At 41.9% G+C, this 13,495-nt stretch carries 11 protein-coding genes; 2 read left to right on the forward strand and 9 right to left on the reverse strand.

Annotated elements, in window-relative coordinates; all coding sequences use genetic code 11:
* Position 1 precedes the first annotated feature (1 nt).
* Positions 2-1,966 carry an electron transport complex subunit RsxC gene (gene rsxC / locus LI112_RS01435; protein ID WP_022388057.1) on the reverse strand — a complete coding sequence of 655 codons (1,965 nt, stop codon included), beginning with the start codon at positions 1,964-1,966 and terminating at the stop codon, positions 2-4.
* A gap of 372 nt (positions 1,967-2,338) precedes the next feature.
* On the opposite strand from rsxC, the gene LI112_RS01440 reads away from it, so the two are divergent.
* Positions 2,339-2,917, forward strand: coding sequence for a TetR/AcrR family transcriptional regulator (locus tag LI112_RS01440; RefSeq protein ID WP_022388056.1), 579 nt, complete (start codon positions 2,339-2,341; stop codon positions 2,915-2,917).
* 64 nt (positions 2,918-2,981) lie between these two features.
* Here the strand turns inward: LI112_RS01440 and LI112_RS01445 are convergent, their stop codons facing one another.
* From LI112_RS01445 to LI112_RS01470, 6 genes are all read right to left on the reverse strand, one after another.
* Complete coding sequence (locus LI112_RS01445) at positions 2,982-4,526, reverse strand: long-chain fatty acid--CoA ligase (protein WP_055055392.1); 1,545 nt, start codon at positions 4,524-4,526, stop codon at positions 2,982-2,984.
* A gap of 43 nt (positions 4,527-4,569) precedes the next feature.
* On the reverse strand, positions 4,570-4,800 hold the full coding sequence (locus tag LI112_RS01450) for an acyl carrier protein (protein ID WP_005428211.1): 231 nt from the start codon (positions 4,798-4,800) through the stop codon (positions 4,570-4,572).
* Between the two features lie 27 nt (positions 4,801-4,827).
* Positions 4,828-6,216 carry a condensation domain-containing protein gene (locus LI112_RS01455; protein WP_055055448.1) on the reverse strand — a complete coding sequence of 463 codons (1,389 nt, stop codon included), beginning with the start codon at positions 6,214-6,216 and terminating at the stop codon, positions 4,828-4,830.
* A gap of 240 nt (positions 6,217-6,456) precedes the next feature.
* Positions 6,457-7,425: an alpha/beta hydrolase gene (locus tag LI112_RS01460; RefSeq protein ID WP_005428219.1), complete on the reverse strand. Its 969-nt coding sequence runs from the start codon at positions 7,423-7,425 to the stop codon at positions 6,457-6,459.
* 56 nt (positions 7,426-7,481) lie between these two features.
* Positions 7,482-7,712, reverse strand: coding sequence for a hypothetical protein (locus LI112_RS01465; protein ID WP_005428221.1), 231 nt, complete (start codon positions 7,710-7,712; stop codon positions 7,482-7,484).
* Positions 7,713-7,794: 82 nt separating this feature from the next.
* Positions 7,795-9,111 (reverse strand): sedoheptulokinase, encoded by a 1,317-nt coding sequence (locus tag LI112_RS01470; RefSeq protein ID WP_055055393.1) that lies wholly within the window; start codon positions 9,109-9,111, stop codon positions 7,795-7,797.
* A 379-nt stretch (positions 9,112-9,490) separates the two neighbouring features.
* Between LI112_RS01470 and LI112_RS01475 the strand changes: the two genes are divergently transcribed.
* Positions 9,491-10,075 (forward strand): manganese efflux pump MntP family protein, encoded by a 585-nt coding sequence (locus tag LI112_RS01475; RefSeq protein ID WP_005428226.1) that lies wholly within the window; start codon positions 9,491-9,493, stop codon positions 10,073-10,075.
* A gap of 137 nt (positions 10,076-10,212) precedes the next feature.
* On the opposite strand, the gene LI112_RS01480 is transcribed toward LI112_RS01475, so the two are convergent.
* Together LI112_RS01480 and LI112_RS01485 are read right to left on the reverse strand one after the other, a co-directional pair.
* Positions 10,213-10,671, reverse strand: a complete 459-nt coding sequence (locus LI112_RS01480; RefSeq protein WP_081017217.1) for a carbon starvation CstA family protein — start codon at positions 10,669-10,671, stop codon at positions 10,213-10,215.
* 800 nt (positions 10,672-11,471) lie between these two features.
* The gene (locus LI112_RS01485; protein ID WP_227190122.1) at positions 11,472-13,202 is read right to left on the reverse strand and encodes a S8 family peptidase; all 1,731 of its coding nucleotides are present in this window, start codon (positions 13,200-13,202) and stop codon (positions 11,472-11,474) included.
* Positions 13,203-13,495 lie beyond the last annotated feature (293 nt).

A 13,495-nucleotide genomic window follows, 5' to 3' on the forward strand; every position in this document is an offset into this window, starting at 1 on the left:
ATCACTTCATCCCCCTTACTGCATTTTTTCCGGCTTTGATACTGTTAATGATCGGAATCTTGGAAGAACAGATATACTGGCAGCATCTACACTCAACACAATCCATAACGTTCATGTCTTTCATGCCCTGCCAGTTCTCTTCTTTTGCATATTTCACGAAATACAGCGGAGAGAGTTCCATCGGACAGACATCTACGCAACGTCCGCATTTGATACATGGCTGCTCTTTTGTCTCATCTGTATCAATAGCGATGATACCGTTGGAGCCCTTCATCATAGGAACATCCAGCGTGTTCAGAGGGAATCCCATCATTGGTCCGCCCATCTTAACCAGTACATCATCATCTGTAAATCCACCGCAATAATCGATCAGATCTTTTACACTTGTACCAATCTTGATGATAAAGTTGCCAGGATTCTTGATCTTTTCACCTGTTATTGTTGTAACACGCTCGATCAAAGGCATGCCTTTCTGGATTGCATCGGAAATTGCCTTTACCGTACTGATATTATCTACGATAACTCCAACATCAGCCGGGAGACCGCCACTTGGAACCTTTCTGCCCATGACACGTTTAATGAGAGTTTTTTCAGCACCCTGTGGATATTTGGTCCGTGCAACAAAGACTTCCATATTTCCAATATCAGCAACTTTTTCTTTCATTAATTCGATAGCATCTGGTTTATTATCTTCGATAACGATGATACCCTTCTCGGCACCTGTCGTCTTGAGGATTGCTTTCAGACCAAAAATGATATCATCTGCGAACTCAAGAAGAACCTTGTGGTCTGCTGTTAAATATGGTTCACATTCGCATCCATTGAGAAGAATCGTATCAACTGGTTTGGCTGGTTTCAGTTTGACACAGGTTGGGAAACCTGCACCACCCATACCAACGATTCCTGCTTCTTTTACAATGTCAATGATTTCATCTGGGGTCAGTTCATCTAATGATTTATGTGGCTGTACGGATTCATGCAGAGTATTTTTTCCATCCGATTCAATAACAACAGCCATTACTTCACTGCCTCTTGTACCATGCATACGAGGTTCAACGGCAACTACAGTTCCGCTTACACTGGAGTGTACCGGAGCACTGATGAATCCGGCAGCTTCACCAATCTTCTGACCAACTTTTACGGTATCGCCAACCTGAACGATCGGGTTAGCCGGAGCTCCCAGATGCTGTGACATGGAAATTACAACAGTCTTCGGATCCGGGAATTTCTTCAGATCAACATGTTCACTGAATTCCTTGTGTTCTGATGGATGAACACCGCCGTAATATCCGTTCAGTCTGTCTTCTCTGATAGATTTCACATAGTCATTGATGACCTTGAAATTAACTTTGGAGAAATCACGAACCTGTACCGGCTGATTGAGAAATTCTTCCAGACGTCCCTGTTTTGCCAGTCTCTGATAGATTTTTTCCCATGCACAATCCTTGTTCGGATCCACTTCGCATTTTCCGTTCTTTGCTCCGCCGCACTGTCCATTTACAAGACTTTTTGAACAGTCAACGATAGGACAGACGCCTCCGGTAATGTTCAGATAGCACTGTGCACAAGCATCACAGCTCTTCTTTGTAAGTGCCATACCATGATGGCCTCTGTAGTTAAGGGTATTGCTTGCGGCAATGACCGGTTTGCCAGCCAGATCCGCAACAGTCTGAATACCAAGACCACAGGAAATTACTACTACATTCTCTGTACCTTCTGGAATCAGATCCTGTAATTTTCTTTCTGTGTGCATTTTATTGCATAAGAAATCAAACTTTGCACTGCCCGTGACGTTTTTTCCCTGCTCCGCAGCAAATTTCAGGAACTCTCCGCAATCTGGTTCGTCAACAGTTTCAAACTCTTTGAAACACTTGTTGCAGGCAATCACAAACAGGTTGTCCCTGCCGTTCAGCACTGATGTAAGTTCATCACTGCTTTTCAGCTTGTACTTAGTATAGTTTTCCAATTGCTCACCTTCCTTATGAAATATTTGAACCTGTATACTTATCGCCTTTTATCCTTCTTTTCCTCCTCTGCACTGTTAAGAAAAAAACAATAAAGATCTGATAATCTGGTTCTATAATTACTGTCTATATAAATGTAGCACAAAGCACTCATTTTATCCAGATATTATTGTATATTTTTATCAAAAAGATTGGCTTTTTTTATAAATTTTAATTTCTACAGGCCCCAAAATCTTGTTATTTTCTAAACATTATCGTTATTTTTTTACCAGAAGCGTAAACTGCTTGTTACTGTTTTTTCTTGTTCTTATACTATTGGATTTGTGTTATACTTTATTATATTTATTGATAAGATGTGGGAGGGAATCGTGACTATGCAAAATCCAGTTTCTGATGAAAGATATTCTGTAGCGGATGAAGCTATTCTGGGTGCTTTTTTTAAACTTGTAAAGAAAAAAACTACTGACCAGATCACTGTATCCGATATCACAAAAACAGCCGGTATCGCGAGAAGCACTTTTTATAATCATTATCAGGACATCCCCTCTCTTGTATCTGCTGTTGAAGAAAAGACGATTCATGATGTTTTCTCCATAATGGAAAAATTTCATCCTGAAAATGACCACGATATCTGTCAGTCCTATTTTCTGACGATCTGCCGTTATACAATGGAAAATCCTTTTCTTTCCAGTCTTCTGAGTACGCCTCATGGAAATGATCTCTTTGAAAAAATGCTGACTATGCTTCATCACTATGTCACCGCTACTACCTCCAGTGCCAGACCCGGCAGGCATACAAAAGAGGAAATATCTTACGTGATCACCTGTGCGATCGGCAGTACGATCGGTGTCCTTCACAAATGGACAAGGGATAATTTTGATCTTGCACCAGAAGTCATTGCAGGGATTCTGACGCAGATTTTCCTGTCTGGCATGCTGCCTCTTTTATCCTGAATGCCCTGCATATAAACAGACATAATAAAAACCCGTCTGAGAAATTCACTCAAACGGGTTTTTATTATGCCTGTGGCTCGTCGATCAGGACATCCTGTCTCCTGATTTTCTTTGTCGTGCTGCGTATAAACGGATTTTTCCGGATCACCAGGCCTGTAATACGACGATAGGTCGGCTGATTTTTATTGTATTCATCCAGAAATTCCTGAAGCTGTGAACGAATCATCTCCGTATCCAGTGCCTTTGCCTCCACAACTGCCTGTTCCGGATAAATTCGGGCTGTAAGACCATTGTCCTCACCTGTTACAATAACCTCTCCCACAAGCGGATTCAATGCAAGCTTGTTCTCGATTTCCTCAGGAGATATATTTTCTCCATTGGAGAGAATGATCAGATTTTTTACACGGCCATTAATAAAGAGGTATCCATCTTCATCCATATAACCCTTATCGCCAGTATGCAGCCAGCCATCTTTCAGTGTTTCAGCTGTCTCGTCCGGCATCTGATAATACCCTTTCATAACACTTGTGCCTTTTACCAGAATCTCACCGTTTTCAAATCTTATCTCCACATTCTCAAGTGGTCTTCCAATAGAACCCGGCTTATGATTTTCCGGTGTATTATTACTGATAACAGGAGAACATTCTGACATGCCATATCCTTCCAGAATCTGAACACCATACTCTGCAAAACGGTCAATATAGTACGGATCCAGATGTGCGCCACCGGTAAAAATCGTCTGCAGTTTTCCACCGAAAACTTTTTCTGCAAGAACTGCCTTCGGGATTTGTGGATCAGCTGCTGACAGTCTCTTATAAATTGTTTCAATCATCATCGGAACCATGAGCATGATATCGGGTTTAAAAATACTCATATTTCTGACCATATGAAGCAGAGAGTCATTAATACAGATAGTTGCTCCCTGAGAGAAACCTTTCAGCCAGTCCATGACAAGACAGAATGCATGATGGATTGGAAGTACACTGAGCATGGCAGTTCCGGGTTCTGCTGAAATCTTAACTGCCTCAACATTGGATGCCAGATTATTCTGTGTCAGCATAACCCCTTTGCTCTTTCCTGTCGTTCCGGAAGTAAAGATAATCGTCGCAATATCTTCTGCTGCCGGACAGGAAGCATCTGCCGATGCACTAATTCCCGTGTTTCTCAGCTCATTGATGCTGTATACACCTGAAGGTACATCCTCCACCTCTTCCTGGAGCATCCATACTTTCTGGAGTTTCGGACAGTTTGCAAGGAACGCTTCCAGATATGGTCTGTGTTTCGGACTTAAGAAGAGTGCTTCGGAATCGGATCGGTTTATCAGATCGATCAGTTCTTCACATGGGAGTGCTGCATCCAGCGGCACCGCTGTAATACATCCTGTAATAATTCCCAGATAACTTTCGATCCATTCTACAGAGCTGGTTCCGATCAATGCAATATGCTTTCCCGCAAAGTCTTCTGCAAGAAGTCCTTTTCTGATGGAAATCACGTTTCTCAACATTTCGCTATAACTTCTCTCCAGAACTTCTTTCCTGTTAAGCCATTTTACTGCTTTGACTTCGCCAAATTTCTGTACACTTTCTTCTAATATCTCCCTGATCAGCATGTCTTTCTCCTCCTTCACTTTTCTGCGGACAACAGCTTCATTCTTACTGAAGCTCCTCCAGAAGCTTAAGCGCCTCCTCAAGAGTTGTAATTTGGGTCACTTCGGTTTCCTCAAGTTCAATGTCAAAGGTATCCTCAAGCTCTCCCAGAAAAGACATGAAATCCAGAGAAGTAAATCCCAGATCTTCACGGAATCTCATTTCACCCGTCATCTCTTCCGGTTTCACTTTGCTGTACTGCGCTACAATATTTTTAAATTCCATTTCCTGATTCATCTCATATCCTCCTGTTATTTTTGATTTCTATACCTGTTCCATAATCTCGCCGATGCTCATATCCGGCTCTGCAATCCCCTTAAAAAGAATACGCATCATATAATAATAAAGCAGTTCCATGTCATGCTCTTCCAGATGAGCAGTCTGATAATGATAGGAGAAGTTCATGCCACCATCCTCAGTATGCGATACGGTCAGATACATTTTTTTGGTTGCGGCACCGTTTGCAAACCATTTGGCATGCTGGCGTATGGTTCCAAGCATTTCATTCTCCACCTTCACCGGCATTGGCTGATAGGTCAGATAGCAGCTTTCATAACTGGTATGCTCCGGTGTATGATATCTTTTTCTCATCTCATCCACAATAAATGCCGGATCATAATTGCTGTGCATATAAATTCGATTCTGCATATTCTGGATTTCATAAGCTGCCGAAAGAAAATCTGTTTCCGGTGAGATCACTGTTCTGCACGGGAACATAATGGTTCGACTTCCTCCAGAAGTCCATTCTTCATGGGTAGAACGTCTGGATATAAAATTCTGGATCGTAATATCTTCCTGTCCATTATTTACTTTTGACAGATAAGTACGAATACCAAGCAGAAGCAGATTCGTCATAGAGAGCTGATGATTCATACAGAAATCCATCAGGTTCTGTGTTGCATAAGGTTCCAGATGATAATCCTTTACTGCAACAAACAGCTCATTCATCTCAATATCAGAAGCACGAAGTTTCGGATTTCCATGACGTTTTCTTGCTTCCTCTAATACGGCTGGTCCCTGTATATCAGAATATAACGGCTCGCCCAATGCATCCAGCTGGTCATCCCAGAATTTTTTGTCTTTTGCAAAACGCTTTTCATTGCCCGCTTTTGCCAGATCTTTTTTCAGGACTGTTTCAAAATCTACCAGCTCCTGCGGGCAGGCTGTTCCATATCTGTAATGCGTATATAATTGGAACAGGTCTTCAATCATAACTACAAGCCCACAGGAATCGATCAGTCTGTGATCCATATGTAAAAAGAAACCATTGTATCCTTCCGGAAGCTTCAGCATAATAAATTCACACATCGGGATATTATCTCCGTCAAATGTTTCATAAGCCCACTGCTGCATCAGCTCATCTGCCTTTGCCAGACTTTCCATTCCCGACAGATCCTTCAGCTCAATATCTCGCGAATCCTGCTTCTCTATATACTGTTTTACATTTCCATCTTTATCCGGCTTTGTAAAACGGACTCTGGTACAGCCTGAACGCTCTGTTTCCATCTGAATACATTTTTTTAATAATCCAAAATCCAGTTCTGCCTGTACAGAAGCCACAACACTTACGCCAGATACCTGCTGTGTACCATAATCCATGATCCAGTTATGATGCATCTTCTGAGCTGCCGTCAAAGGATAATAATTTCTCATATAATAGATAACCTCCATTGTCCCGGTTTTCCTCTTTATCCGAGACAGAAAACATTGTATATATGCTTCAGGTGCAAAAATATCATACCTTCGCAGGAAATACCAGTACCCCAAAGACTTAATGAACACTTTACAAAAAATTGACCGGGACTTATCATGCATTTAACATAACAGATTAAAGGTATTTTTCCTGTTATGTACTATGTCTGATAAATCCCGGTCAGGATTTTTTATCTCAGTTTAATCGTATTTTTCAAAGAATTCCATCATCTTGTGCTGATACAGTTCCGGATCTACATAAGCGCAGCACAGGTGCCGTGCTCCCGGTATGATCACCAGTTCCTTCTCTGCCCTGCAGAGCATATAATTCTGAAAAGAGTTATTTGGATACACATAGGTGTCCTTCTCTCCATGGAAAAAGAGAACCGGTCTTGTATTTTTTTTCATGGCTTCGGCAGTGTCTGCATCTTTCATATGAAATCCTGCCAGAAGAGAACAGAACCAGTCCAGTTCTATCAGAAGCAGTGGGATATGATGCAGGTGGAACCAGTTAGCTGCCATATCTCGCATCTGTCCTTCCATAGACTGAAAACCGCAGTCCGCGATCAGGCCTTTTACCTCCGCCGGGAGCATATGTCCTGATGCCATCAGTACAGCAGCTGCCCCCATGGACTGTCCGTACAGATAAATCGGAAGCTTCTCTTTGTTTCGTTCAGATACATAGACTGCCCATTGCTGTACATCCCATTGTTCCTTTGCTCCAAAGGTGATATATTTTCCCTCGCTGTCACCGCAGCAGCGATGTTCTATAAACAGGACATCACACTGATGCTCATGCAGATATTTTGCCATAAATGACAATGTGCCAAACCGGCTGCCGCGATATCCATGGCTTAATATAACAATCCGTTTTGCATCTTCTGCCGGCAGATATAATGCATGCAGTTTTAATCCGTCAATGCTTTTAATATAACAGTCCTGCATCTTCTGTTCAAGACACCAGGCCTTACTCTCATTATATACTCTTGCATAACCATTCCTGGGATGATTTTCCCTGATATGAGATAGTTCAAACCATTTCTTTCTTTCCTTTTTGTGCTCTCCTCTTTTGCAGCAGACTACCATGTTAAAAAAACGCCATCCCACCTCCAGTAATCCCAGAAAGACTGCCAGCAGTATTGCAAACGGCTTAATTAATTTTTTCTTCATCACGATTTCCCCACAGTCCACATTTTAGAATAAGAATTCTGCCTATACGGCTCAAATCACATCGGACAGCTTCTTCGCTCCTCTTTGTCCATGTCTCCTCTGACATAACGAGCATTGAATTCCATATTGATATCGCGGATTTCTCTTTTTCCCTCGATATAATCCTGGTACATCTCCGCAAGACCTGACATGCATCCGTCACAATCTGCTGAAATATTACCCAGTGATTCCTCTACGATCTTTTTACGCTCCTCAACTGTTGTGTCTTTGATCAAATATCCTAACATTTTATTCCCTCACTTTGCTTTCATCATTTTAACTATATATTACTACAAATACAGGAATCATCAAATTGTTTTGATAGAATTATTATAAGCAACCGCTGATTGCTGCACCAGTTGCGGCCTCTTCTTTGCACTCTGATAAAGTCAGTTTCATCCCGAACATTTTCTCAGCTATCTCACAAAGCACTTTGTTTTTTCTGAGCCCATTACCAGATCCGATCATCTGAACAATCTTTATCTCCGTGCCTTTTTCAATCTGAACAAACATATCATAAAGCTCCCGGATCATGCCTTCCAGTACACCATATGTCAGGAATTCCGGTGTAAAATTATCTGATGAAATATTTCTGATTTCCCCACGGAGCCTTGAATCTGTTCTGGTTCCATCAAAAGTTGTCTGCACTTTCATACTACTACTTGAGTCGTCCATTCCTTTTTCTGCAAGTCTTCCCAATATTTCATACAATGGTATATCCTGTCCGGTTGCCTCCTTCATAAATGACCTGAAAAAATTCTCAAGCAATGCATATGCTTTACCACCACACAGGGAGGCTCCAACCAGAAGATATTTTCCCCCAAGAAATGGACGCGCTTCGATTCCCTCCGTCTCAAAATACTGATCTGTCAGAACTGAAATCTGTCCTCCTGTTCCCATATTCACCAGTAATGTATTATTTTCGCTGCCTGCTGCCCCCAGAAAGCTGGCCTGATTATCACCAATTGCTACTGTTACCGGAATATCCTTATACATTCCCAGCACTTCCATATCTTCACAAATTTCCGGCAGTCTTATAGTGTCCATTCTAATTTTATTCAACCAGTCCATTTCAAAACACTTTTTCTGCACATCAAAAAATCCAAAACTGGCAGCATTGCTGACGTGTACGAGTGGATGGGTTCTCTTTGTCAGACACATTCCAAGATAATCCATGATTGTACAGAATGTATTCGCCTCTATCGGAACCAGATGATGTTTTTTATTATATAAATGTGTGATAAGTCCATAACCAGAAGCAGCCTTGTACTGACATTTCTCTTCGATCTCTTTTAAGAGACTTTTTCCTGTTTTATCATCACAGATATTCCCACGTCCATCCTGCCATGTATACAGTGGACTTACACTTCTCCCCTCAGCATTCAGATAGACAATTCCATGCATCTGTCCGGTCAGACCAATATTGTGTGCATCCGGATATTTATCAATAAACTCATCGACGACTACCTTTGCCTTTTGGATAATCTTTTCTGCATCCTGGATTCGTTCCCACTCATTAGAAGTTCCAATAAAACTTCCATTTTGTATTGTCCTTGCCTCTATTACAGTTGAATGTCTTCTTTCATCAACTTCAACAACCACTCCGCCGATCGTAGTTGTTCCAATATCAATTCCAATCGCTTTCATCCCTGAAATTATCCTCCACTGAAAACTTAATTTCTTAATAAAAAATGCTTATATTACTTAATATTATAACGCGTTTCTGCCAAAAGGAAAACATTTCGCGCACAGCTGCTAATGAAATACACGTAGCTGTTAATGAAAAAAATTATTGACAGGCGTCCTTGCATTTGTTATAGTTGGAAAAACTTAACACAAACTTACGTGAGGGAGTAGTTTGCACGAATGTGTGATTTGTCAACATACTGGTACCTGTACCTGGCAAATCTTAATGAATGAGACTCATGTATGCAATATCACATACAGACATTTGTCTGTATTGTTTTGTTGCATACGTGAGTTTTTTGTATGCTTACATACTTTCAGAAAAGAAAAGGAGATTATTATGGCAATTTTTATTGAATTATTTCTGCTGGGTGTCGGACTTTCCATGGATGCCTTTGCAGTTTCAGTCTGTAAGGGCCTCGGAATGAGAAAACTTAACAAAAAACAGGCCGTTATTATCGGATTGTATTTTGGAGGATTTCAGGCACTTATGCCGCTCATCGGCTGGCTTCTTGGCAGCCAGTTCCAGAAGTACATCACCAGCATTGACCACTGGATCGCATTTATCCTTCTTGGTTTCATCGGCGGCAAAATGATAATTGAAGCCGTCCGTGAATGGAATGAAGAAGAAATCGTCGAAGTCACAGATGCTCCGATTGATCACAAAAACATGCTTGTTCTTGCTGTTGCAACAAGCATCGACGCGCTCGCAGTCGGCATCACGTTTGCTTTTCTTAATACTCCGATCATTGAAGCAATTAGTATTATTGGTATCACAACCTTTGTACTCTCTATCATCGGAGTTATCGTTGGCAACTTCTTCGGAAGCAAATATAAAAGCAAAGCAGAATTTATCGGTGGTCTGATCCTGGTTCTTCTGGGCGTCAAAATTCTTCTGGAACATCTCGGAATTCTTGCTTTTTAGCATAAATATACCCCATATATCACCTTGTGGTATATGGGGCATATTTTTTTCTAAAAGCACATTGACTTTTAATGAAAAGTCGTTAACTATATAAACGTATTTGCTTCTCCAAGTGCTACTGACCAGAATCTTATTTGTTAAGCTTTCTGTTTTTCAAACAGTTTCTTAACACCCTGAATTGCTACCAGTACACCAAGTATCAATAGTAATATCGCAAAAATGAGCTGTAAGGTATTTCCCATATCCAGGCCTGTTGTGAACAGAGCTCCTGAAAGTTTTGTAATTGTCATACCAAGTGCTGTAAATGTTACTGCCATCATAAATACCATCGGAATCCAGAGTAAAACAGGAAGCCATCCGAAAATTGCAGCCTGAATAGGTCCGTTAATCGGGCCGGCTCCTGCAATAGACGCAAACTGATGCCCAAATACTACATTTGTATCAGCTGGTACATAATCAACTCCGTCTTCCAGCTCATATGCTGGTGTTTTAGCTTTGGGATCAATTCCCCGTTTGTTCTGAAGATAACGGCCATACAGAAGATATGCTCCTCCGAGCACTACAATGGCTATTACCATCATTAAGATTCCACTCATAATCTTGTCCTCTTCTTTCTCTTATATTTTGTATATAAAAAACGCCTCTGCTATCCATTTGGATAACAAAGGCGAAATTTCCGCGGTACCACTTTGCGTTGTCATATCTATTACTAATTCAAGAATGCCCTCGGCATTCTTGCTGCGAGATGCACGTCATGCAATGCATGACATATTCTTCTGTGCATCTCTGCAATCCTGCCGGAGGCTATATCAGATGGGAGATTGAATCCCACCACTGATATAATTTTGTTGCTCACCACCTACAGAGGTGGGAGTCATCTCACATCTGATATAACCTCTTACTACTGTCAGTATAAACAGCTTCTTCTGTAACGTGAAGACTACGTCCCGGCTTACTTTAATATTCAGTGGGATGCTCCCTGGTGATATCACAAAATACCTTCTGCCGTGTCTCATCATCTGCGGCTCTCTGTAATCCGGTTACTTCTTGTGACCTGTCCTAATCAATGCATTTCTCTCTTTTTTGATTTACCTATGTTTTACTCTTTTTCTCATAGAAAATCGAGGAACAAATTAGACATATTTCATATTTTTGTCTATTTGTTTTTGTACACTTTGCTGTAGCTGAAAAATATATCACCAGTCATATACATGCCCCACTCTTTTTGATTTGATGGTTCTGCATATATTTTATTTACAGTCCGGAAATCGGGAAAGACCTGACTATTTATTGCTTTCAGCCGCATCCGGGGTATTGTGCATGTATATTGATTCCGGGATGAATGTAACAGACCCGGGTGAATGAAAATCTTCACTCTCTACCCAACATTTAACTTTCACATATGAAAGAGACTTTGTGCCGTACATAAGGCCCCCCACCCCACACTTTCGTTCGGATACTTCTCAAAACCAGGCAGTGGCTGGGCGCCTCGTCTCAGATATGCCTTTACCTTCTCTCCCCATAGAAATGGGTCATTTCTCCTTACAATTCCCCACTCCATCATAAGTGCTGCCGATCCGGTCACAAATGGTGTGGCAAATGATGTCCCGGTTACGTTAGCATATCCGCCGCCCGGTACGGGTGCAGTGATATTGACACCTGGTGCGACGAGATCTGGTTTTGGATAAGAAAGTCTCTCTCCACCGCGACCGGAAAAGTCTGCATAGGCATTTAATCTGGAGTCGTAGGCTCCTACCGTGATCACCTTCGCTGCCGTGGAGGGAATCGTCAATGTCTCCGATGCCACCGGTCGGTAAAATCCAGTCACCGGGTTCAGGACGTTTCCTCCTGGGAGCCACAGGTTATAGTTACCCTCCCGGATTCGTTTTCCCTGCAGATGAATCTTCCAGATTCCGCTGGTAAGATATGTCCCCACAGGAATAAAATCAAAATAAATCTCCTGTGTCACCTGAAAAGGCCCTGGTTTACCATAATAAATCAACAGATTCGTTTCCCCCGCACGATATCTCTGTGTACCGATTTTTTCAGAAAGCGTCGGCAGTCGTTCACCGGATGGCGTTTCTATGGAAATTTCAATCTCGTCTGCATATGCTTTCCACAGTTGTAGATTCAGAGTTGTCTCATAAGTCCCAATGCTCATTTCTATCGTCTCTGTCTGTCCCTGACGCAGCTGTCCCGCCGTATGGATTCTGTCATTCCCATTATTTCCGCTTCCAACACAAATGACAGAACGTCCCACATTCACTACGTTGCTGATATAAGTTTCCAACAATGAGTCTCCCTGATGGGAACCATAGTTATTTCCAAAACTGATATTGATAGCAATCGGCTTCCCCATCTGCACTGCCTGTCGGACAAGATAATCGATCCCTTCCATCAGTTCCGTTGTCCTTGGAAAAGAATTTTCTCGTGCATTTCCCATCTTTACAACCAGAAGTTCACTTTCATACGCAACACCACGGTTCACTCCACCTGATGCTCTCCCATTTCCCGCTGCAATTCCAAGAACTGCAGTACCATGTCCACTGAAATCCCTGGACGGAACAAGGCGCCTGCCCTCAGTTTCTTCAAGTGCAAGCGCCTTATCTATTTCTTCTTTTGTATATTCTGTTCCTGTCACATAACTTTCTGGTGGATTTCCATTCACACTCTGATCCCATAATCGCAGAATCCGGCTGCTGCCGTCCTCGTTTCGGAAATCCGGATGAAAATAGTCCACTCCGGAATCAACAATACCGACCAGAATCCCCTCACCGGTCAGCCCATTTAACTCAGCCTGTACTGGCAGGATACAGCTCGCCTCTCTCCCTTCAAAAGTCTCAAAATAAAGTCTTTTCGGCTTTTCTATAAATTCCACCTGCTCTCTGTCAGAGTATGCATCAAGCTCCGTTTCCGGTAAAGTAACCACAGCATAACCGCCAAGCAGCGGAACTACCTGAATTCCATCACCACCAAGTCCTCTTTCCGGTTCACTGTATTTTACGATCACATCCCACAGCCTGGTCGTAGAATCATATCCGACATTCAGATTTTCCGACTTCGCCCGCTCCTGTGGCGTAGCATCCATTGCAAGGTTTAAAAGATTATCAAGTTTCTGATCCGGCATAAATACTCTCTTTTCAGATATCTGTCTATTCTATTTTATGCCAATTGCTTTTCTTTTTTGCAACAAAATCAATTAGTCTGCTAGAACTAAGAAAAAATCACATATATGGAACTATGTCAGCAAACATTCAAAAAAATCTTCTACCGCATCCGTTTTTCTCCCTGTTCTGGTGCTTGGCTGGACAGTCTACAGAGGAGTGGTAAATCCTCATACTGCTGTTGATTTATAATTCATAAAATTCAGTTCACAGTAAAAGAGCAGCACACCCGCATTTTACGCCGGTATGCTGCTCT

This window comes from Blautia sp. 210820-DFI.6.14 (assembly GCF_020558815.1).
GTDB lineage: Bacteria > Bacillota > Clostridia > Lachnospirales > Lachnospiraceae > Blautia_A > Blautia_A obeum.

Excerpts from the sequence above, each read along its gene's own strand:
- LI112_RS01440 (WP_022388056.1), top strand. The coding sequence starts at position 2,339 with ATGCAAAATCCAGTTTCTGATGAAAGATATTCTGTAGCGGATGAAGCT.
- LI112_RS01445 (WP_055055392.1), bottom strand. The coding sequence starts at position 4,526 with ATGCTGATCAGGGAGATATTAGAAGAAAGTGTACAGAAATTTGGCGAA.
- LI112_RS01450 (WP_005428211.1), bottom strand. The coding sequence starts at position 4,800 with ATGAATCAGGAAATGGAATTTAAAAATATTGTAGCGCAGTACAGCAAA.
- LI112_RS01455 (WP_055055448.1), bottom strand. The coding sequence starts at position 6,216 with ATGAGAAATTATTATCCTTTGACGGCAGCTCAGAAGATGCATCATAAC.
- LI112_RS01460 (WP_005428219.1), bottom strand. The coding sequence starts at position 7,425 with ATGAAGAAAAAATTAATTAAGCCGTTTGCAATACTGCTGGCAGTCTTT.
- LI112_RS01465 (WP_005428221.1), bottom strand. The coding sequence starts at position 7,712 with ATGTTAGGATATTTGATCAAAGACACAACAGTTGAGGAGCGTAAAAAG.
- LI112_RS01470 (WP_055055393.1), bottom strand. The coding sequence starts at position 9,111 with ATGAAAGCGATTGGAATTGATATTGGAACAACTACGATCGGCGGAGTG.
- LI112_RS01475 (WP_005428226.1), top strand. The coding sequence starts at position 9,491 with ATGGCAATTTTTATTGAATTATTTCTGCTGGGTGTCGGACTTTCCATG.
- LI112_RS01480 (WP_081017217.1), bottom strand. The coding sequence starts at position 10,671 with ATGAGTGGAATCTTAATGATGGTAATAGCCATTGTAGTGCTCGGAGGA.
- LI112_RS01485 (WP_227190122.1), bottom strand. The coding sequence starts at position 13,202 with ATGCCGGATCAGAAACTTGATAATCTTTTAAACCTTGCAATGGATGCT.